This window comes from Aeromonas sp. R5-4 (assembly GCF_040908215.1).
In the GTDB taxonomy this organism is placed as follows: domain Bacteria; phylum Pseudomonadota; class Gammaproteobacteria; order Enterobacterales; family Aeromonadaceae; genus Aeromonas; species Aeromonas veronii.
Genome location: NZ_JBFODG010000031.1, coordinates 47606 through 67840, shown reverse-complemented (window position 1 = coordinate 67840; position 20235 = coordinate 47606). Strand labels below are relative to the sequence as shown.

The window sequence follows — 20235 nt, the reverse complement described above, 5'->3', positions numbered from 1 at the left end:
CCCCCCCCCATCTTCCACATTAGAAATCGACTTACAACAGCATGATACATTAATGGAAAAACCCATAAGCACGGAAAGCGAATCCACTCAAAGCCTGCATTGTTAAGATTAAAAACTCAATAAAATCAATGCAATAATTAAGGGAGTGTGTTTTTTGCACACAACATCTAGCTCTAATGTTGACATTTTTAAAAAATCAGGGCATGATTATTGGGTAGAAAAAAGGGGGCGGCAACCCCCTTGTGGATTTATACATTACTGATAATGTTTAGCACTCGCTCCGCCAGCTCATGCCAGTCTATTTTATTCGCATAAAAATAGACCTTTAGCAGATTCTGAGTGATGCTGCTAACTAGATTGCACCTAGTTAGCATCACGTTAGAATCGATAGAGCTAGTGGTTTCCGTAGGTTTTACATTGCCTTTCTTTTGGGGCATAAAGCCTCCTTAGTTGATTTATTGACAAAATGGTTTTTAGCCATGCGTTTTTTGTAGACATGCTTTCACTACCTTTTGTGTGGTGATTTTTTTGTTGCAAAAAATTTAGCAACTACTCATTGTAACATGTCTGACAAGAAAATCAACTAGAAAGTCATAAAAAGTATTGACATTATTAAAATCTTCTCTCTTTATCCCTCCCCCCCCCAGCAAATCCAGACCAAGTCCTACAGCGGGCGCTATTGAGTTGATGTGAAGAAATCCATTTGGTGTATCCACTGATCAACATGCCTCCCATTGAGCTCATCTCTCACAACACTGTCTTGAAATCCGTCTGCACTTGAACATTCAAGGCAGTACATTAGCGACACAATTTTCCATTGAATACCTCAGGACATAGTTGCAGCACATCAGCCTAGATGTGGTTTTATAGTTGATTTGTTAATGTGCCCTACCATCATGCAAGCGCCCCCCCCCTCCTGATACATAGTGATTTGTTTTGTAGTGGTCGAATTCAGCCTTAGCCGTCTATGCTGACTAGCTAAGTGAAAAACTGAAGGCTTGCAATTTCGACCAATCGTGAAAACCTTCATAGTTCATTGTTTTTAAATGATAAATCCTCATACCAATCCGTATACCACCCCATAAAAGACGTCATAGAATGCCCACGAAATTTAAATTTTTTATATGTAGATCAAATGGTTACGTTTTTTAATAAGCTGCAAGTAGATCATGTTTTTGCAAAAAACAGCAATTCCTTTCACTTCGTGCAGTTCCTCCCAAGGCCCCAACCCCCAAGAACGGCGCGCCCTATAGCTAGGAAACTGCGGTAATCCATTTTTGCAAAAAATTTTCTTAACGCAGCCCGCAGGCGGGAGCGGATGAGCGCGGATTCCGTGATGTTACGCTCTCCTTGTAGATATTTTTAAGTTAATAGGCTCTCAGTTTTTTTGATAATGTACTTACTATCATTACGAGTGTCACATCCCCTTTTATCCATTCATTTCATATGTAAATATAGTTGAATGCACCAGCAACGGTTGTTACAAACATACATCAATAATTGACACACCAAAATAAAATTATTATGCTTAGACACACAAAATATTATTTTTAATTTTAAATTACGAATATAAAATAAAGGTGATGATTTAAGGGAGTGATGATGGAATCAAGTTTTTTTGACTGGGCGAGTGAGATAAATAATTGGTCTATTATTGGTTCTAATCACACAGAATCTATACCTGCAGACAAATTCAAAAGAGCATGCTATGCAGAATTTCTAACGAATTATTTATCAACTGAAGGGGAGAATAGAAGTTACGTTTTAAATCTAAATGCAGAGTGGGGGGCTGGGAAAACATGGTTTATAAAAAGATGGTATCATACAGTTAAAGATATACACCCCAGTGTTTATATTGATGTATGGCAGCAAGATTTTTCCAACGACCCTTTACTTACAGTTGTATCATCTATAATAGATCAACTTAAGAATTTATCAGGTGACATACCAAACATCCCCCCCGCATTTAGTAAAAAGTTATTTAAGCTTCTGAAAAGCACTGGGAAAATCGTTGCTAGAACTGCCCTGAAATCAATTCATGTAGACATGGATGATATTGACTTATCAATTAAAGATGATGACGTAAACAACATAGTGGATATTTTATTCACTTCACATAAAGAGCAGCATGAAGCAATTCAAGAGATTAAAAAAGATATATTGGAATGGATTAAATCTTGCCGAGGAAAAAAACAACTAAAATTGCCAGCGTTCATTTTTATTGATGAACTTGATAGGTGCCGTCCTTCATACGCGGTGGAGATGCTTGAAACAATCAAGCATATATTTGACATACCAGGAATTGTTTTTGTTGTTGCTACCGATACAGAGCAATTGCAGCATGCCATTAAGGCTATATATGGAAACGATTTTGATGCAAGAAGTTATTTAAGTCGTTTTTTTAGAAGACGCTTTTCATTGAACAGCATTTCACGATTTGACTTTGTTGAAGACCACTTCCAAAAATTACCGTATACATTACCGTTAGAAAGTTATTGGCCTACCACTAGCCAAGATGGGAACTATTACTCCCAATCTGTAGAAATCATTGCTGTCACCTCAGACATCTTTAATTTATCTTTGCGTCAAACAGAACAGCTAATAGATAAACTAACTGCTATTATTCTAAGTGCTAAAAAAAACGAATCAAAGATAAATCTAGTTTTGCTTACATTTCTTTGTGCTATACACGATAAGTATCACGATATATATCTTAATATCATTGATAACAAACCGCTGCTCAATCAGGTAGGTCGTCCATATGATATTGCATCATGGCTCTCGCAATTCAATATTAAAGAAATTTCAATAGAGTTGCGACCAAAACAAGTGCTAGGGGACAAAATAAGACCGCATTATGATGAATCTCGTTCATTTGATTCAGACGAGATGGTAAGAAACCCATTTGCAGATGGTAGCTTTAAGCTTGCATATGATACATTAATTAGCTCCTTATTATCTTTGCATCATAGTAGAGTAGACCCGAGCGTATTACATGATGAGATTTTTAGATATGCATCATCATTATCAAGCAGACGTGGGGCTTTCAACAGCATGACTCCTACATTGATCAGATACGAGTTAATTAACTCTTGCACCACACTTTCATTTTATAAAAGCTTAGTTGAGCTAGCTACTAATTTAGACTAGTCTTTAGTAAGTGATGGTAAGGCCACGAGATCCTCGTGGCCATTTCTATAATAAACTGACATTAACTACCATCGTCACCAAATACTTGATGCCCTAACACATACACTCTTGTCGGTTTGTTCTCCATGCCAGGAAGACGTACGAGAGCCTGAGTTTTGTTTGGTGCAGCTTTGATAATCCAACCAGCGACCAATGCCAATTTGGCAGCCTTTTTGAAATCGCGGCCACGGTTAATCTCTTTCCAACCTTCAGGCAAAACTAAGAAGACAACCCCTTCATCAGCCCCCGCTTTCGGATTCTTTCGGTAGCCCACCATCTGGGATGGGCGGTGATTGCTATCATCCCAATCCGCAAATCGGCTGTACTGGTAAGCAGTGAAGAACTGACGGATCTGGCGTAGGGTTGCCGCATCTTCCTGGTTGCCCAGATGGCCACGGTCGGCTAGCCACGCATCAAGACAAGTTCGTGCGGCCTTGGTGGCCTCTCCGGCTTGCCATCCAGTGATCCCCAAGCGAGTGGCCAGCTCACCAGCAGCCGCCACCAGGGCAAAGCGGTTAATAGCTCGCCCAACCTGATTACCGGCTCCCTCTGGAGTCATGGCCGTGACCAACCGACGGATCTCGCCCTTCATCCATGCGCTGTGTTCGTTAAGGTCATTGGCCAATGCCTCCACATATGCGCGAAAGGCGGTGCCGTGTTGCCCTTGCAAGCGCTCACGCAGGGTATCGGCGAACTGGCGGCCATCGGCCATGCCGTGCAGCTCCTCAAACGCGCCATGTTTGCCGGTATCACTCGGGATCTGGATGGTACGGATCTCCATACCAGCAAAGGTGCGCTGCCCCGCCTGCTCGGCGTGGTCTTCCAGTGAAAGCTCACCCGTTGAAAGGAACAGTAGACGCCACTGTTTGCGCTCGCGCAGCTCTCCATCCTGGCGGCTCCGGCCCTTGCCCTGTCCGTTGGCCAGCATATAGGCGACTAAACCGGCCTCCCGCCCATCCACCTCCTTGATTTCATCCAGGCACAGCAAGGCATCATTGCGGCGACTGGCGATCCCTTCTATCGCGTTACCGGTAGCTCGCCATGTGTGCGCGTACGCCTCTGGGCCGTACACGCTGGCAGCGGCCATCATTACGGTGGTCTTGCCATCGGTACTCTCACCTTTAAGGTGGAACCCACCCCCCTCGACCCCTATCAGCGATAGCAGGGGCGCAGCAAAAGCGCATGACATGGCAAAGGCTAACCGACTATTACCAACCGCCAGAACAGCAACCTGGTTTTGCCACTCGGCCAAGGTGCCGGACGTGGTGAAGTCGTTATTCACATAACCGGTGGTTTGCAGGATCACCTCGTTGGCATCCGGCCCCAAGTTGCAATTTGGCAGCACATAGGCCCGCTTGTGCCAACCAGTGCGCTCGACACAGGTGATCCTGGCTTGTGGCTGGCAGCTCATCAGGTAATCGCGCAGCAGGTTCTTTTTGCTCATGTTGATGTAACTGAGCCCGCTCTCCGCCAGCTGGCCGAATACCTCCTCGCCGCCTTTGTGAACCAGCATGCGCATGGGCATTGCCCAACGGCGGGTCTTGCCGTTGGTATCCCGCCACTCCAGCAACCGGCCAAAGCCTTGGCCCTGCTCAGTGTGGGTGATCGCCCTGACATGCAGCGGAGAACTGATAGGCACCGGCACCCGTTCGGCCTCCTCACCCTTGCCGCGCCACTCCATGGCAAAGAGGCGCTCTTTCCCCATGCTGTAGTTGTCGGGGAGTTCTGATGACTCTGGTGTTTGCTCTGCTGGGGTCTTGGTATCTGCGAAAGAGGTCATGATTGCCTTCTTGGTATCGAGCAGCCCATGGGCCTGGTGGTAATCGTTCCAGTCACCAGCTTCACCAGGAAGGCAAATCAGCCCCCCTATCGCTGTTGCTGCTTCTTGGGCTTTGGCTTGGCCAGGGTTGCCATCAATATGGGCGTCGTTGTCACCGGCAATCAGGATCGGCTCTGCCCCTTCTCGGCGCTTGGCTATCTCCGCCACGGCTAGCAGATTGCTTGCATCCATGGCGCAATAGACGGTTGCCCCTGTCGCCAAATGGACAGAGACACCCGTTGCGTAACCTTCACAGATTGCCACCCGTAACCCGCCGGTTAACCGGTGAAATGCGCCTGCTTTCTGGCCACCGGCCAAATAGCGCTTTTCGCCCTGGGGGTCGATGAGCTGGACGTTGACCAGCTGATCATGTTCATCCGTGAGCGGGATAACCAGGGAGCCCTGGGGGAAGTTGTGCCGCGCTTCTCGGATCAGGGTCTGATTGGTATCTGCCAGCCAGTCGGGCAGGTGCTTGAGGGAGAGATAGGGGCTACGGCCCTTAACGCAATCCCCCATGATTGAGGCGGCCCTGGTGCAGGCTTTGCGCTTGGCTTTCTCTTCATCCTGTCTGGCTTTGACTGCTACCTGCTCGGCTCGCTGACGGCGGGCGGCGACCTCGTTTGCATCGAGACCGTCTGGGGATAACCCGAGCAAGGTGGCCACCTCTTGGGCGGCCTCCTTGGTGCTCTTGTGGGTGGCCTTGGCCAGAAGGGTTAGGCCATCACCGGCGCCACACTGGGAACAAATCCAGGTGCCCCGCCCCTCCTTGTCATCTAGGCGAAACCGGTCTTTACCACCGCAGGCAGGGCATGGGCCATGCTGGCCACGCTTGGGAACCGATAGGCCAAGTTCAGCTAGGATAAAGGGCCATTGACCACGAGCTGCCAGGGAGACATCAGAGACAATTCGAATAGAGGTCATGACTCACCTCCAGGCAGCCGATCATTCAGCTCACTGATCCGGCAAGAGTTGGTGTCTATGTCTTTCGCCAGTACCTTGAGCAGGCCGGAAAGGCCATAGGTAAACTCTTCATGTTCTATGCGGTTCTTACGCTCCCAATCCACGCTAGCGGACAACAAATGGGAAAGGGTATGAAGGGCACACACTGACGTATCCAGTTCAGCAGTGACGCGGGTAAGCTCTTTTGAGGGATTCTGATGGATGTTCATGCTTGCCCCCTTTTCTCACAGGGAATACGGGCAACAAACACGAGCGGCAAGCCAGGCAGATTGGCACGCGCTTGGGCTTCGGTATCAGCGACGGCAGAAATGGTGCGTATACGGTGAAGGTCAGAGACCCTGCCATGGGTGGCGATCAGGAAGGTGAAGATCATTTGGGTTATCCCTACGTGAAGTTGACGCAGGGCGGATCGGGTAGCCGCAAAGCAGTGCTCACGTAGGCAGGCACAGTGGGGGCGTTTTCTTTGGCTCCCGACCCATGCCCCCAAAACAGGATAGATCTCCGGCAAGATGCCAGAAATGGGGGAAAGGGACGCAAATTTTCCTACGTGAGTCGCTGCTTGCGGGTGCTTAATCTGCCAGCCTTGTCGCTTGCTTAAGGCGACACGAGGAAGGCTATCCGAATTGATCTGTGGATGCAACTCTTGCTGGGGATCAGGGGCTTTGCTATGGTGCATGGGCTTGCTCCTCTGGATTTGGGGGTGGGGTAAGCAAATAGGGAGCCCTGGCAGGCTCCCTTTTGTTTTTCTGGGCGGTTACTCCTCCAACTCCCGTTGCAGGCATTGGCGTTTGCCTGGACTGTCACACAGGGCCAGCAGATCGGCACACTGGGGGCGGGTTGAGGTAACGAGCGCCTGACGGGCGGCAGGGCTGTCGCCCTCCAGCGCCACCTGCTCGCCGTTCATTGCCTCCTTGAGTGCCGAACCCAATTCGTTCAGCGCCCAGCGGCGCGCACCTTCCATTCCGATGATGCAACCTTTGGCGCGGGTCAGGGCCGCCAGTTCGGCCAGCTGCTGCTTGAGGTTGGGCAAGATGGCGGGCGCCAGCTTGTGGTCGAGGTAGCTTTCATAACATCCGGCGACCATGCTCTGGGCGCTGTTCACCGCCAGCTGGGTCTGATAAAGCGGCAACGCCAAGCGCTTCTCCTGACACTCCGACAACGTGGCCGCCGCGTTGGCATCGTCCAGCAGTTCGGTCAGCTCGCGGTACTCCCGCGCCGCTTCCAGTGACACCACCCCGCCCATTAGCTGGTTAATCCGTCCTTGGCGCAGCTCCTCACGGCGCGCCTTGGCGGACGGGATTTGGGTCATCAGGTTTTTGCGCTGTTCGCGCAGGGTCAATATCTCTTGGTCGAGTTCCATCAGCTTGCGGTGTTCGCTTTGAAACAGGGCCACATGTTCATCCAGTCGGCTGGCTCGGGTGGCTGCGGGGGCGGTCGGCACGGCCTGCAAGGTGGGGGGCTGTTGCATAGGGTTACTCCTCGGTGGCAAGGGTGATGGCGTCAAAAGCGGCGTAGGCGGTCGGCTCGCCCAAGGCGTAGGTCTGGGCGCGGTTGTAGCGAATGCCCCAGCTGGCCAAGTCGTCAATGTCGCCCGCCGTGAGGCGGTGGGTATGATTGACGGTGAGCACTTGCAGGTTCTCGACCAGCGTGATGGCCAGATAGGTGCCTGGCATATGCTGGTGCGAGACAAAGCCCAAATCCGCAATCTTCATGCGCTGGGTTTTATCCCGTACCTGTCCGGCCTTGAGGTGGGCTTTCTGGTGGGCGCGCAGCAGGTCGCCGCCGACCATCACCACCAAGCGCGGGTCTTGGCGGTACGCCTCAGGCAGCTTCTCAATCAGGGCATAGACCATGCTGTCGAGGTCGGCGAAATCGCCTTTGCCACTTATGGAGAAGGTGACCGCATCGCGCAGCACCCGCAGTCCTTCGGGGTCAGCCACCTTAGCCAAGGCAGGCCAGCCCATCATCACATCCTCCCCGTTGGGGTTGGCAACGGGGTCGGTATTGACGGCGGCAGACTGGCCATGGAAGCCGACCCGTATCAAGTCATCACCAAAGGCGGCCAAGGCCAGCTCTTCGAGCAGGTTGTTGGCTTGGCGCTGGTCGAGCCCTTCCAGCATCTGGGCCAGCTGTTGCCACGTCCAGATAACGCTGCTGTCCATCTCTTCGTATTGGTGGGCGCGCTTGCTCGGCTTGGCCGGAACCATGAAACGCGCTTGCGCCTTGCGGCCACTGCGCAGGGTTGGCTTGAGCGGGTCAAAGCGCGGGGCATGCGGGTCATCCACCCCCAAGATAGAGACCATCCACAGGAACGGGACGGCCTGCAAAATGGCCGCCGTCAGGGCCATACTGGTAGCGTTGTCGAGGTTGCCGAAACTGGGTTGCGGCGCGGGGGAAAAGCTCATGCGCACATCGCGCAGCAGGTCAGATAAAGTCATCAGAAAGGCTCCTTAGTAGAGGCGGTAGGTGTTGTCAGAGTCGGGGTTATCACGGCGGCCAGCAGTGGGCGGGTCTGGTGGGCAGGGCATCATGCTGGCGAGCTTTTTGTTGATGCTGTCGATATCCGACACCAAGGTTTCCAGCTGCTTAAACATGCGGTCAGGGTCTGGTGTCCGGTTCACCGGTTTGGTGGGGACGGGCACAGGCAAAGAAGCTGGCACCAAGAGCGGGCGCGCCTCGGGCCGCTTGGCACTAAATTGCAGTTGGGTCAGCCCCGTGATGGTTGGCTGGTCGGTGACAGAGACCCCCGCCAGATACCACTGGCCGGTGCCTGCAAAGTTTTCAGCCGCCTCAATGGTGCAAAAGCCGTGGCTGCCGCTGATGTTGAGGTCAATCAGCTCAAGGGTCGGGCAAAGTATTGCCATCAGCTTGAGCTGGCCCGCTTCTTCCTGCACCTTCAAGGCATCCACAGAGCCAAGCGGGCGAGTGCGCGCCCCCTCTGGCCAGAGCCTCGCGGTATAGAAACTTGGGTCATATGCCTCAGCCATTTGGCGTAGGCTCTCAGGGCTGATATTGCGGCCGTCCAGTGTTTGCCCCGCAGTGGCGATGCACACCCAGCCGGTTTTGATTTGGCTACTCATACCACCCTCCGCAGTGTAACCACCGGCTTTTCGCGCTCTTGCGCGGCCAGTATGTCGAGCTGCTGCTGCCGCTCGTTCACGCTCTTGCACAGTGAGCCGTGCGCCTCGGGCGACAGCCCTTGCGCCAGTGTGATGGCCATCGCTGTAGCGTTCTTGGCCGATGGGCTCAAGGTGTGGCTATAGGCCAGGGTGGACACCCAAGAGTGACCACACTCGGCATCGGTACACTGGCAATAAAGATTGGCGACCCCCGCCGTCAGGCGGTTGGTCTTGGTAATGCGGCCCAACTGACCGCACTCGGTACACATCACGCGCATGTGAGTACCTCCAGGGTTATTGGATGGGGTTTGCAGGTTTGCTGGAATGCAGCATCTTGCGGGAGGCGAGGAACGCATCGAGATCGGCGCGTTCGTAGAGGGTACGGTTGCCAATCTTGTAGTAAGGGAGTTCATAGCGGCCATTACTGGCCCAGACCCCAAGGGTTTTCTCGGACAACCCAAGGTAGGCGGCAGCCTCACGGCGGGTGAGGCGTTGCGGAGTGTTCTGGTTTATTACTGATTTCATCTTGGCACCCCCAGTATTGCTTTGACGGTGCTGATTTTCTCTGGGGGGCTTTTAGGATGTAAGGTATAACTGGCAAGCAGTAAACTACCCTTGCGATATTAGAATTTTTTTGTTAACGCATCTTTTATTGTGAGATGCTCTACTCCTGACTTCACCAGAGTTCGTTTCCAAGCGGAAACATGACGCACATCAGAAAACCTCATTGCTTGATGTTTATATGTTTTCCTGAGTGCATCTAATTCAATATCAAGAGATGGATATAGTGCATCCAGAATTACTAAATCACTTATTGCACCATTAAACAATTTATGTGCAATCATGGCATCCAGCAATGGCAGATATTTGTTGTTGACAGCTTTCCTTAGTGCATTTGAGCTAATACCTTTACAATCTTTTTCCTCATTAACTGACAATTCACTCCGCCATTTTTTAAGCAAGCTGGCCATATCATCAAGGATTTCTTTGTCAGAAAAGCTCTCAATATTAATGTTTACGGCTACCAGCTTTGGCATACTCTCTTTATAACGCTCTGCAAGCAGTGTAGCGAAAGGCATCTTGGGCATCCTGTAGCTGTAGGAGTCGTTACCATTAAAGCCATAACTCTTGGCAACCTCGGCCATCGCGATAATATTCCGAACGTGTATTGGGGTGATACTATTCAGTGATGACAACTCCTCTCCATGGTCATCACTGCTATAAGAAAACTCCCTCTCTACCATTTCCGCCTTAGCTTCAGGTGATAACATTGCGGACACGTCAACAAGTAACTCCTCTGGCTCAGAGATATAAATATCATCAGATAAATAAACCGCTAACCAATTAGGCAAGTAATGGGGCAAACAGGGGGAGCCAATATTAAGCATTTCCATAATATCAGCCCTTATGCGCAACTGTTCTATAAAATCAAAGGCGCTAAGATTACTAACCTTTTCGTACTTCCCTGATGCATGAATTTTTAAAAAATTCCCTTTGTGCTCTTTATCATCGCCGTTATTCTCTGCATGGGAAATCAGATCGTCAATATCCACAATCATACTCATGAATTCAATCCTTTTTATTTGCTGCCAGCATTGCTAATACTTAAAAGCAAGCGGCGCTGCTCGTCTTCTGGCAACGTGGCAAAAATAGTCAACAGATTACTATTGGCATTATTTTTACTGTCCAGGCGGCCCGCATATTCCAAAATATCCCGTTCAATCCTGGTTGCCGGTTTACGCAGCTCGTCTGCGGTGAAGTGGATGTAACCTTGGGTGACATCGGCACTGCGCAGGGTGCGGTGGTTCATCAGGCGCTTGATGGTGTACTGACCGACCTCGGCCAGTTCGGCCACAGTGCCGAAGGTACGGCGGGCATCGTGGCATTTGAACTCGAGCGGCGGCAGGCCGTCAGGGTTGGGGTTCGGTACAGTGGCCGCGCAGATCTTGGCTATGACACGGCGCGGCTCATGGATAGGGCGCTCCGGATTGCGACCAGGGAACACAAACCGGCTCTGTTTCAGGTTCCAGTGCCAACGGCGGCGGAAAATGGTGAGCAGGGTATCGGTGATCGGAAGCTCCAGCGGATCACCATTCTTGGTCTGGTCAATCCAGAAGTAACCGCCGCTCATGCTGACCCGATCCCAGGTGAGCTGGAATACTTCAGCGCGGCGTAACCCCGTAAACAGAGCCATGTCGATAGCATCGCAGACGGTGGCGGTCGTATCGTCCCGCCAGTCGATAGCGTGCTGTCTGACCTGCTCCACGGCATCCAGCCAGCGTCTCAGTTCATGGGTTCGGATCCGGTCGTTGCGTCTGGGGGTGTTGTGCCAAAGTCGCTTGCTGCTCAGGACTTCGGTCGGTGGCTCGGGCAGCATGACCCGATCATTGGCATCCCGATAGTGATCACGGGCAAAGCGCCACACGGCCCGCAGTGTGCGCGCCCAGCGGTCGGCCTGCGCCTTGCTGCCCTTGCCGGTGCCCGCCTTGCGAAACTCTGGCGATGCGCCGTGCCAGGCACTGGGCAACCCTTCGGTGATGGCCTTGTGGCGAACTTCGATCTTTTCCCGCGTGAGTTTGACCAGGGGGATCGTCATCCAGTCACCGGAATAGTTGTTGAGATCGGCGCGGTAGTGCTTGGCCGTCTCTGCTCTGATCCGGTCGCCACGGCTGGCAAGGTAGGCATCTATCGCCTCGCCCAGGGTGACTTTCAGCTTGTCCTGTTCGCGGCGGATCACGTTGGGGTTCTGGCCAGTGATGGCCACCTCTCCCAGGATCTCCAGCGCCTTGGCGCGGGCCATGTCGATGGTCAATGCCGGATAGCGCCCCAAGGTCGCCCTGATAAAGCGCCCCTCTTTCCTCTTGGCCACGCTAAACGACTTGGTTCCAGTGGCCCCGACCCGAAGCCTCAAACCCTGCACCATGGCATCACAGTACTCGACCTGCTTCCCCTCTGGTGCGCGGGGCAGTGCATCGATCGTGGCCTTGGTGAATTTGAACGCTTTCATCTTCCTCCCACAAACCAGGCTAGCCAGAGGAAGGGCAGGCAAGACGGGTCTTGTAACCTCTGTAACCTCTGACTATTTATGGTGAGGTTACAAACAAACCCTGTAAAACCGTGGCCTGTAGAGAGATGTAACCTTGTAACCTCTGTAACCTCAATATTTAAACCCTATGCGACCTTTTTTGGCCCAAGGGGGGAGTGGCGTTTGCGGCTCCTTTCCCTGGCTAGCCTGCTCTTGGCCGACCAATCGATCCAGGTATCATAGAAATCGATTGGTCGAAAAAGGATACCTATAGGATATGACAGAGGGAGAATATAGGGGAAGACCAGAGAAGGTCACAAAATGAGCGGAACGATCTAACGTATTGATTTATATAACATCATATACTGTACGCAAATACAGTAAAATGCATTTTCCCCACGCTCATAATCGATTGGTCGTAGGTTCAAGTCCCCCAGGGCCACCAAATTGAAAAAGGCCGCTCATAATGAGCGGCCTTTTTGCATCTGCGGATCGGGCAATGCCCTGTGATGAGCTGGATGAGGTCATAGAAAAGACCCGCCATGGGCGGGTCTGGGCAGGGTCCGGATCAGGCGCCTCACTCAGAGACAAGGAGCCTAATGCTGAGCCTCAGGTTTGCTCGTTGCTGCCGCTCTGGATGGACGAGCGACGCCCGGCGGGCAACATCCGGGCAACCAGATTGCTGTGCTGACGCCAGGAGGTGAAGGCGATGGCCAGCAGGTGCAGACCAATCAGTCCCTGCAGCGCCACCACGCACCACTCATGCCACTCGTCAGCCCCCAGTTCAAATCCCGTCTCGGTATTTTGAAACCAGCCGCTGCCAGCAGTGGCCAGCACAACCAGCCAGAGCGCCCACACGGCCAGCTTGCCGCTGCCGTGATGACCCGGTGCCGGAGGCTGCCGCTCACGCATCTCGCGCGCTTGCTGGCGAAAATCCTCACCGCTGGGGATGAGGGCACCAAGGCGAGCGTAGCCACGGGCGAAAGTGAGCCCCCAGAGCAGACGCAAGGAGATCAGCCCAATGGCGCCGTAACCCAGCCACTCATGCCACTCCTCGCCCGCTTCGTTAACCCAGAGATTGCTGATGCAGACCGCCACCAAGCCCCAGTGGGTCAGGCGAACCAGCGGATCCCAGCGAAAGGGCTCACCCTTTTTGCTTGGCATATTTGTGGTACTCCTTCTTCAGGTCGTTGACCTTGGCCAGATGTTCGCGCGCCTTGGCCTCATCACCCGCCTTGAGTGCGGCCAGGCTGGCGTCCAGCTCGGTCTGTACCTCGTTCATCCCTTCAAGGAATTTCTCTTTCTTGGCGGCCGGCATGTTCTTCTGCTTGGCCACATCCAGCTGGGCCTTCATCTCGTTGATGTGCTTCTCCATGGTGGCTGCATCATCAGCCTTGACGGCCTGCTTGTAGTTGAAGCCAATCTTCTTCATCGGCTGTTCCAGATCACCCGCCACGGCAGGCAGGGTCATCAGGCCAAACATCAGGGGCAGCAGCAGGGGGCGGACGGTTTTCAACATGGGATTTCCTTATATAACGACATGCTCGAATTGTTAGGGGTACTTATGAATCCAAACAAGAATTCATCACCAGCATGATGCCATGACTCATGGTGAAACGTTTGTGAAAAATGCTGTTTTTTGTGGCAAATAGTGACAGATATGCCGCGCTTGTTTGCGCTTGGTAACTGATTGAACGCAGTTGACGCGCACCATGAGGATGGTTGAAAGCGGTCAACAGGGACAAAAAACCCCGCCGTAGCGGGGTCTGAATCAGCTGGCCATTTGCGTGCGTCAGTTACTCCTGTTCGCGAGCAATGGCGCGCCAGCCGATATCCTTGCGGTAGAAGACGCCATCCCACTTGATGCGGCCAGCGAGCTGATAGGCACGCTGCTGGGCTTCTGCCACAGTGTGGCCGAGGGCGGTGGCGCACAACACGCGGCCGCCAGCGGTCAGGCTGGTATCGCCCTCCAGGCGGGTACCGGCATGGAACACCTTCTCTCCCGCCACTTCATCCACCGGCAAGCCACTGATGGGGTGGTTGGTGCTGTAATCGCCAGGATAGCCTCCCGCCGCCAACACCACGCCGATAGCGGCGCGGGGATCATAAATGGCCTCTTTCTGATCCAGCTTGCCTGCGCAAGCGGCCAGACAGAGCTCCACCAGATCGGACTGCATCCGCAGCATGATGGGCTGGGTCTCGGGATCGCCGAAACGGCAGTTGAACTCGATCACCTTGGGATTGCCTGCGCCGTCGATCATCAGACCGGCGTAGAGGAAACCGGTGTAGACGTTGCCCTCGGCCGCCATGCCGCGCACAGTCGGCATGATCACCTGCTCCATCACGCGTCGATGTACCTCGGCGGTCACTACAGGCGCCGGGGAGTAAGCCCCCATACCGCCGGTGTTGAGGCCGGTATCACCGTCGCCAACCCGCTTGTGATCCTGACTGGTGGCCATCGGCAGCACGTGCTCGCCATCGACCATGACGATGAAGCTCGCCTCTTCCCCCTCCAGAAACTCCTCAATCACCACCCGGGAGCCCGCTTCGCCAAAGGCATTGCCGGAGAGCATGTCGCGCACCGCGTCTTCCGCCTCCTGCAAGGTCATAGCGACAATCACACCCTTGCCCGCCGCCAGACCATCGGCCTTGATGACGATGGGGGCGCCCTTCTCGCGCAGATAAGCGAGTGCTGGCTCCACTTCGGTGAAGTTCTGGTACTCGGCGGTCGGAATGGCGTGACGGGCCAAGAAATCCTTGGTGAAAGCCTTGGATCCTTCCAGCTGGGCAGCGGCAGCGGTCGGGCCAAAGATCGGCTGACCGGCGGCGCGGAAGGCATCCACCACCCCTTTCACCAGCGGCGCTTCCGGCCCGACGATGGTAAGGCCGACCTGCTTCTCTTTGGCAAAGGCCAGCAGCCCTTCGATATCGGTCGCATTGATGGCGACGTTCTCGACACCCGGCTCAAGCTGGGTGCCTGCGTTGCCCGGCGCCACAAAAACGTGACGTACCAGTGGGGAGTGTTTGGCCTTCCAGGCCAGGGCGTGTTCACGGCCACCGTTGCCAATGATCAGTACTTTCATCGTATCGCTCGCTTCTATTTGTGGTCACTGGACGGCCACCCGGGCCGTCAGTCAGTGGAAATAGTCAGTTGAAAAGAGACAACAAAAGGGCCGCCATCGGCAGCCCCTGACCCATCAATGACGGAAATGGCGCATGTTGGTGAAGACCATGCACATACCGTGTTCGTCGGCGGCGTCGATCACCTCCTGATCGCGCATCGAGCCACCCGGCTGGATCACGCAGGAGATACCGGCCTGCGCGGCAGCATCGATACCGTCGCGGAACGGGAAGAAGGCATCGGAGGCCATCACGGAGCCCGCCACGGTCAGCCCTTCGTCCGCCGCCTTGATACCGGCGATTTTGGCCGAATAAACACGGCTCATCTGGCCTGCGCCGACGCCGATGGTCTGGCCATCTTTGGCATAGACGATGGCGTTGGATTTGACGAACTTGGCCACTTTCCAGCAGAACAGCAAATCCTGCAGCTCGGCCTCGGTCGGCTGACGCTTGCTGACCACGGTCAGGTCGCCCAGCGTCACCATGCCGAGATCCCGCTCCTGTACCAGCAGGCCGCCGTTGACGCGCTTGAGGTCAAACCCTTGCGCCGGAGCCGTCCACTGCCCGCATTCGAGCAGACGCACGTTCTGCTTGGCGGCGACTGCATCGCGGGCCTCCTGGCTGACGGTCGGGGCGATGATCACCTCAACAAACTGGCGGGCCACGATGGCTGCGGCAGTGGCACCATCCAGCTCGCGGTTGAAGGCGATGATGCCGCCAAAGGCGGAGGTGGGGTCGGTCTGGTAGGCACGATCGTAGGCACTCAGCAGGTCGCTACCAATAGCCACACCGCAGGGGTTGGCATGCTTGACGATGACGCAGGCCGGCTCGTCGAACTCCTTAACACACTCCAGCGCCGCATCGGTATCGGCGATGTTGTTGTAGGAGAGCGCCTTGCCCTGCAACTGGGTAGCGCTGGAGACAGAACCCGGAGCGGCATGCTCTTCGGCGTAGAAGGCGGCTGCCTGATGGCTGTTTTCGCCGTAACGCATGTCCTGCTTCTTGATGAACTGGCTGTTGAAGGTGCGCGGGAAACGGGACTCCTCGTCACCCTCCTTGTTGTCACCGTAGGAAGGAACCATGGTGCCGAAGTAGTTGGCGATCATGCCGTCGTAGGCGGCGGTGTGCTCGAAGGCTGCGATGGCCAGATCGAAACGGGTCGCCAGTTTCAGGCTGTTGCCGTTGGCATCCATCTCGCGAATAACCCGATCATAGTCAGCAGCTTTGACGACGATAGCAACATCTTTGTGGTTTTTGGCGGCAGAACGCACCATGGTTGGGCCGCCGATGTCGATGTTCTCGACCGCATCGGCCAGGGTGCAGCCCGCTTTGGCCACGGTGGCGGCGAAGGGGTAAAGGTTGACGACGACCATGTCGATGGGGGAGATAGCGTGCTGAGCCATGATGGCGTCATCCTGATCCCGACGGCCGAGGATGCCGCCATGAACCTTGGGATGCAGGGTCTTGACCCGGCCATCCATCATTTCAGGGAAACCCGTGTAGTCGGAGACCTCGGTCACCGGCAGACCCGCCTCGCCGAGCAACTTGGCAGTACCGCCAGTAGAAAGCAGGGCGACGCCGCGTTCGTTGAGTGCCTTGGCAAATTCCAGAATGCCGGTTTTGTCAGACACACTCAGCAGTGCACGGCGAATGGGTCGAGCTTGTTCCATCACACTATCGTCCTCAACATAACGGGGACCGTTCCATGGGAGGCGAGGCTCAACACAGAGAGTCCCCAAATAAATGGAAGTGGGGGGATTTCGCAAACCACTCTCGCCCCGACATCCGGCAAAAGCGTTTTAGGAAATGCCCGCTTGGTGCGGCGCTCTGTTATGGGCGCGTATTCTACACAAAAAATGTGACCTGTGGTGGATTTTTTGAAACAGCAAAGCCTTATTTGGCGCGGCGTTAAACGTTTTCCACTTGATTTCCTCGAAACGTTTGCACTTTCAGTGTTTTATGGGAAAAAGGGTCGCCAGGAGATGTTTATCTGCCCCTTTTATGCCCTTGGCTGGCAATCCATGGGCAAAGGGGTGATAGTGGATTCCGGTTTTTGTGGCGGCATACATTCAAGGGGAGAGAGAGCATGTACCGGATCGGTGAACTGGCCAAGGCGTGCGGGGTCAAGGCGGATACCCTGCGTTTTTATGAGAAGAACGGACTCATCTCGCCGGGGATCCGCAACGAATCTGGCTACCGCCTCTACAGCGAACAGGACAAGCGGCGGCTGGAGTTCATCATTCGCGCCAAGTCGGTGGGCTTCTCGCTGGCCGATATCGGCGAGCTGCTCGATCTCGATACCAACAAGGCCAAGGTCACCTGTCAGGAGGTAAAAGCGGTAGCTGACACCAAGCTGGCCCAGGTGGAGCAGAAGATCATCGAACTGACCCGCTTTCGCGACAACCTGCGCGAGCTTTCCAACATCTGCTGTGGCGGGCCGCGCTCGGCGGAGCACTGCGCCATTTTGGAAACACTGGAGTCGGGAGCACCCGCTCATCACGAGCATCATAACCACGATGAGCATGACCACGTTGGCTGACGGCACCAGCCCGCTCATTGCACCAGCGGCGATTTGGTGACAAACTCGCCGCGTTTTTAACCGGTGCCAGTGCATCCGGTTACCGGGCACTCATCTGAAGAGGCGCCCGCTGCGAAAACCGCCATCCAGACACAAGCGTCAACACAGCAAGAGCAAGAAGAGGAGCCATCATGGCCAAGATTCGGGTCAACCAACCCGCCCTCCCCCGTGAGGAGCATGCGCAAGGGGACAACTATGCCCATCAGCGCGGCGAGATAAAGGATAACCATCTGCACGCCCTGCTCTCCGATCCGCTGTTTCGCAGCCGGGTCGAGCGCAACAAGAAGGGCAAGGGGAGTTACCAGCGCAAGGCCAAATTTGGCAAGCGGTGGGAGCCCGGCCAACAGCAGATGATCCGCGTCAGCTGCTGAGCGGGTTTCTACCGACCATAAACAATCAGGGCGCCAATGGCGCCCTGATTGTTTTGACAGAAGAGGCGATTTGGCAACGCCAACTCACCGCCTCAAAGTTGCGCCTCAACAGGCAGCTTACTCATCCATAAACAGTTCGAGCAGCACGTTGAGATAGCGATGACCGAGGGAGGTAAGCTGCCAGCTGTCGCCCAAATCCTCGATCAGCTCCTTGCTCTGGGCAATGGTCAGCACCGTCTCCACCCGCTCCAGCGGCAAGCCGGTATAAGCCTCGAACTCCGCCTTGGGGGCCGGTTCAAACAGGCGGAAGCGGTTCATAAAGTATTCGAGCGGCAAATCGTCTGCCGTCACCTGCCACTGCTCGTCCAGATAGGGGCGACTCTTGTCCAGATACCCTTTCGGATGTTTAACCTTGGCGGTACGCAGGATCTGCTGATGCGCGAGATCAGTCACTTTGCCGTGGGCGCCACAGCCGATACCCAGATAGTCGCCAAAGCGCCAGTAGTTGAGGTTGTGACGGCACTGATAGCCCTCTTTGGCGTAAGCCGAGATCTCGTACTGGCGATAACCGCTGGCGGTGAGCATGGCGTGGCCCTGCTCGTAGATATCCCACAGGGTGTCATCTTCAGGCAGTTTGGGCGGCTTGGAGGCAAACGCCGTGTTCGGCTCTATGGTGAGCTGATACCAGGAGAGGTGCGGCGGCGCGCAGTCGATAGCCTGTTGCAGGTCATAAAGGGCATCATCCAGACTCTGATCCGGCAGGCCGTGCATCAGATCTAGATTGAAGGTCGGCAACTTGATGGCATGGGCCAGTGCGGCGGCCTTGCGCGCCTCTTCCGGGCCGTGAATGCGGCCGAGGCGGGTCAGCTTCTCCTGCTGGAAGCTCTGCACCCCGATGGAGATACGGTTGATGCCGGCGCGCTGGAAACCGGCGAACTTGTCCGCCTCCACCGTGCCCGGGTTGGCCTCCATGGTGATCTCGCAATCTGCAGTGAGCGGAATGCGGGCCCGCACCCCGTCCAGCAAGGTTTGCATCGCCTCCACCGTCAACAGGCTGGGAGTGCCGCCGCCGATAAAGATCGAGGAGAGCGGCCGCCCCTGCGCCCACTTCAGATCCTGATCCAGATCCTCCAGCAGGGCAGCGACATATTCGAGGTGAGGCAACTCCCCCTTCTGGGCATGGGAGTTGAAGTCACAGTAAGGGCACTTCTGGACGCACCAGGGCACATGAATATAGAGAGAGAGCGGCGGCAGTTGCAGCATGGGGCTTCCAATAAAACGGGGGCTCAAGGCCCCCATTGTAGATGACTATGTGTAATTAACCGTGTGTAACCGACAAGGTGGCGAAGTGACTCAGTGCGCCGCAGCCAGCGCCGCTTTGAGCTTCGCCAGCGCCTGACCGCGATGGCTCAGCTGGTTCTTCAGCTCGGCTGGCATCTGGGCGGCGGTGCAGTCGTGATCCGGCACGAAGAATACCGGGTCATAGCCAAAGCCATGTTGACCGCGCGGCTCGTCGATGATCATCCCTTCCCAGCTCGCCTGACAGATGATGGGAGTGGGATCGTCAGCGTGGCGCATATAGACCAGCACACACCAGAAGCGGGCGCTCTTCAGATACTCGGGGGCACCTTGCAGCTCGCCGAGCAGCTTCTCGATGTTGGCCTTGTCGCCGGCACCCACACCGGCAAAGCGGGCGGAGTAGACGCCGGGGCGCCCTTGCAGCAGATCGACTTCCAGACCGGAGTCATCGGCCACGGCGGGCAGACCGGTAATGCGGGCGGCGTGGCGGGCCTTGATGATGGCATTCTCGACGAAGGTGGTACCGGTCTCATCGGCATCGGAGACCGCAAACTCGCTCTGTGGGATCACCTGGATCTTCATATCGGCCAGCATGGCGGCCAATTCCTTCACCTTTTTCTGGTTACCTGTTGCCAGGACAAGCTTGTTCATCGAGCACCTCCGCAAAAATAATCTGCGCATTCTATGCGGCGCAAGCGTTTAGTAAAAGCGTCAATTACACCCGCTGTGATGGGGTTACGGGGGATGTGCCGCCA

Annotated in this window: 18 protein-coding genes and 1 pseudogene; 3 read left to right on the top strand and 16 right to left on the bottom strand. The window is 54.6% G+C overall.

Annotated features, from left to right (window positions below):
* Positions 1-1599: 1599 nt before the first annotated feature.
* Complete coding sequence (locus tag AB5Y83_RS16360; protein WP_368175537.1) at positions 1600-3150, top strand: P-loop NTPase fold protein; 1551 nt, start codon at positions 1600-1602, stop codon at positions 3148-3150.
* A 61-nt stretch (positions 3151-3211) separates the two neighbouring features.
* On the opposite strand, the gene AB5Y83_RS16355 is transcribed toward AB5Y83_RS16360, so the two are convergent.
* From AB5Y83_RS16355 to purH, 14 genes and pseudogenes are all read right to left on the bottom strand, one after another.
* Complete coding sequence (locus AB5Y83_RS16355) at positions 3212-5929, bottom strand: DUF927 domain-containing protein (RefSeq protein ID WP_368175536.1); 2718 nt, start codon at positions 5927-5929, stop codon at positions 3212-3214.
* Positions 5926-6177, bottom strand: a complete 252-nt coding sequence (locus tag AB5Y83_RS16350) for a hypothetical protein (protein WP_368175535.1) — start codon at positions 6175-6177, stop codon at positions 5926-5928. The genes AB5Y83_RS16355 and AB5Y83_RS16350 overlap by 4 nt, the downstream gene beginning before the upstream one ends.
* Complete coding sequence (locus AB5Y83_RS16345) at positions 6174-6341, bottom strand: host cell division inhibitor Icd-like protein (protein WP_368175534.1); 168 nt, start codon at positions 6339-6341, stop codon at positions 6174-6176. Before AB5Y83_RS16345 ends, AB5Y83_RS16350 begins: the two co-directional genes overlap by 4 nt.
* A 381-nt stretch (positions 6342-6722) precedes the next feature.
* Positions 6723-7436, bottom strand: coding sequence for a hypothetical protein (locus AB5Y83_RS16340; protein ID WP_368175533.1), 714 nt, complete (start codon positions 7434-7436; stop codon positions 6723-6725).
* A gap of 4 nt (positions 7437-7440) precedes the next feature.
* A complete protein-coding gene (locus AB5Y83_RS16335; RefSeq protein ID WP_368175532.1) occupies positions 7441-8406 on the bottom strand; it encodes a P2 family phage major capsid protein in 966 nt (321 codons plus the stop codon).
* Positions 8407-8418: 12 nt separating this feature from the next.
* Complete coding sequence (locus AB5Y83_RS16330) at positions 8419-9048, bottom strand: GPO family capsid scaffolding protein (protein ID WP_368175531.1); 630 nt, start codon at positions 9046-9048, stop codon at positions 8419-8421.
* A gap of 152 nt (positions 9049-9200) precedes the next feature.
* Positions 9201-9365, bottom strand: a pseudogene (locus tag AB5Y83_RS16325) (ogr/Delta-like zinc finger family protein); the annotation flags it as partial.
* Between the two features lie 16 nt (positions 9366-9381).
* Positions 9382-9612 (bottom strand): helix-turn-helix domain-containing protein, encoded by a 231-nt coding sequence (locus AB5Y83_RS16320; protein WP_368175530.1) that lies wholly within the window; start codon positions 9610-9612, stop codon positions 9382-9384.
* Between the two features lie 98 nt (positions 9613-9710).
* On the bottom strand, positions 9711-10652 hold the full coding sequence (locus tag AB5Y83_RS16315) for a DUF6387 family protein (protein WP_368175529.1): 942 nt from the start codon (positions 10650-10652) through the stop codon (positions 9711-9713).
* Between the two features lie 14 nt (positions 10653-10666).
* Positions 10667-12094, bottom strand: coding sequence for a tyrosine-type recombinase/integrase (locus AB5Y83_RS16310; RefSeq protein WP_368175528.1), 1428 nt, complete (start codon positions 12092-12094; stop codon positions 10667-10669).
* 627 nt (positions 12095-12721) lie between these two features.
* Positions 12722-13276, bottom strand: coding sequence for a cytochrome b/b6 domain-containing protein (locus tag AB5Y83_RS16305; RefSeq protein WP_368175527.1), 555 nt, complete (start codon positions 13274-13276; stop codon positions 12722-12724).
* Entirely contained in the window at positions 13257-13631 is a 375-nt protein-coding gene (locus tag AB5Y83_RS16300; protein ID WP_005349056.1) for a cytochrome b562, read from the bottom strand. The genes AB5Y83_RS16305 and AB5Y83_RS16300 overlap by 20 nt, the downstream gene beginning before the upstream one ends.
* Before the next feature lie 277 nt (positions 13632-13908).
* Positions 13909-15195: a phosphoribosylamine--glycine ligase gene (gene purD, locus AB5Y83_RS16295; RefSeq protein ID WP_144715063.1), complete on the bottom strand. Its 1287-nt coding sequence runs from the start codon at positions 15193-15195 to the stop codon at positions 13909-13911.
* Positions 15196-15309: 114 nt separating this feature from the next.
* The gene (purH, locus tag AB5Y83_RS16290) at positions 15310-16902 is read right to left on the bottom strand and encodes a bifunctional phosphoribosylaminoimidazolecarboxamide formyltransferase/IMP cyclohydrolase (RefSeq protein ID WP_005340545.1); all 1593 of its coding nucleotides are present in this window, start codon (positions 16900-16902) and stop codon (positions 15310-15312) included.
* A gap of 416 nt (positions 16903-17318) precedes the next feature.
* Here purH and zntR point away from each other — a divergent pair, with 416 nt between their 5' ends.
* Together zntR and AB5Y83_RS16280 are read left to right on the top strand one after the other, a co-directional pair.
* Complete coding sequence (gene zntR / locus AB5Y83_RS16285; RefSeq protein ID WP_041209144.1) at positions 17319-17771, top strand: Zn(2+)-responsive transcriptional regulator; 453 nt, start codon at positions 17319-17321, stop codon at positions 17769-17771.
* 170 nt (positions 17772-17941) lie between these two features.
* On the top strand, positions 17942-18181 hold the full coding sequence (locus tag AB5Y83_RS16280) for an alternative ribosome-rescue factor A (protein ID WP_368175526.1): 240 nt from the start codon (positions 17942-17944) through the stop codon (positions 18179-18181).
* Positions 18182-18298: 117 nt separating this feature from the next.
* On the opposite strand, the gene hemW is transcribed toward AB5Y83_RS16280, so the two are convergent.
* The gene (gene hemW / locus AB5Y83_RS16275; RefSeq protein WP_368175525.1) at positions 18299-19444 is read right to left on the bottom strand and encodes a radical SAM family heme chaperone HemW; all 1146 of its coding nucleotides are present in this window, start codon (positions 19442-19444) and stop codon (positions 18299-18301) included.
* Positions 19445-19534: 90 nt separating this feature from the next.
* The gene (gene rdgB, locus AB5Y83_RS16270) at positions 19535-20131 is read right to left on the bottom strand and encodes an RdgB/HAM1 family non-canonical purine NTP pyrophosphatase (RefSeq protein WP_005340539.1); all 597 of its coding nucleotides are present in this window, start codon (positions 20129-20131) and stop codon (positions 19535-19537) included.
* Positions 20132-20235: the final 104 nt, after the last annotated feature.

What these genes read in the sequence shown, in the direction of transcription:
- AB5Y83_RS16360 (WP_368175537.1), top strand. Translation starts at nt 1,600, where the DNA reads ATGATGGAATCAAGTTTTTTTGACTGGGCGAGTGAGATAAATAATTGG.
- AB5Y83_RS16355 (WP_368175536.1), bottom strand. Translation starts at nt 5,929, where the DNA reads ATGACCTCTATTCGAATTGTCTCTGATGTCTCCCTGGCAGCTCGTGGT.
- AB5Y83_RS16350 (WP_368175535.1), bottom strand. Translation starts at nt 6,177, where the DNA reads ATGAACATCCATCAGAATCCCTCAAAAGAGCTTACCCGCGTCACTGCT.
- AB5Y83_RS16345 (WP_368175534.1), bottom strand. Translation starts at nt 6,341, where the DNA reads ATGATCTTCACCTTCCTGATCGCCACCCATGGCAGGGTCTCTGACCTT.
- AB5Y83_RS16340 (WP_368175533.1), bottom strand. Translation starts at nt 7,436, where the DNA reads ATGCAACAGCCCCCCACCTTGCAGGCCGTGCCGACCGCCCCCGCAGCC.
- AB5Y83_RS16335 (WP_368175532.1), bottom strand. Translation starts at nt 8,406, where the DNA reads ATGACTTTATCTGACCTGCTGCGCGATGTGCGCATGAGCTTTTCCCCC.
- AB5Y83_RS16330 (WP_368175531.1), bottom strand. Translation starts at nt 9,048, where the DNA reads ATGAGTAGCCAAATCAAAACCGGCTGGGTGTGCATCGCCACTGCGGGG.
- AB5Y83_RS16320 (WP_368175530.1), bottom strand. Translation starts at nt 9,612, where the DNA reads ATGAAATCAGTAATAAACCAGAACACTCCGCAACGCCTCACCCGCCGT.
- AB5Y83_RS16315 (WP_368175529.1), bottom strand. Translation starts at nt 10,652, where the DNA reads ATGAGTATGATTGTGGATATTGACGATCTGATTTCCCATGCAGAGAAT.
- AB5Y83_RS16310 (WP_368175528.1), bottom strand. Translation starts at nt 12,094, where the DNA reads ATGAAAGCGTTCAAATTCACCAAGGCCACGATCGATGCACTGCCCCGC.
- AB5Y83_RS16305 (WP_368175527.1), bottom strand. Translation starts at nt 13,276, where the DNA reads ATGCCAAGCAAAAAGGGTGAGCCCTTTCGCTGGGATCCGCTGGTTCGC.
- AB5Y83_RS16300 (WP_005349056.1), bottom strand. Translation starts at nt 13,631, where the DNA reads ATGTTGAAAACCGTCCGCCCCCTGCTGCTGCCCCTGATGTTTGGCCTG.
- purD (WP_144715063.1), bottom strand. Translation starts at nt 15,195, where the DNA reads ATGAAAGTACTGATCATTGGCAACGGTGGCCGTGAACACGCCCTGGCC.
- purH (WP_005340545.1), bottom strand. Translation starts at nt 16,902, where the DNA reads ATGGAACAAGCTCGACCCATTCGCCGTGCACTGCTGAGTGTGTCTGAC.
- zntR (WP_041209144.1), top strand. Translation starts at nt 17,319, where the DNA reads ATGTACCGGATCGGTGAACTGGCCAAGGCGTGCGGGGTCAAGGCGGAT.
- AB5Y83_RS16280 (WP_368175526.1), top strand. Translation starts at nt 17,942, where the DNA reads ATGGCCAAGATTCGGGTCAACCAACCCGCCCTCCCCCGTGAGGAGCAT.
- hemW (WP_368175525.1), bottom strand. Translation starts at nt 19,444, where the DNA reads ATGCTGCAACTGCCGCCGCTCTCTCTCTATATTCATGTGCCCTGGTGC.
- rdgB (WP_005340539.1), bottom strand. Translation starts at nt 20,131, where the DNA reads ATGAACAAGCTTGTCCTGGCAACAGGTAACCAGAAAAAGGTGAAGGAA.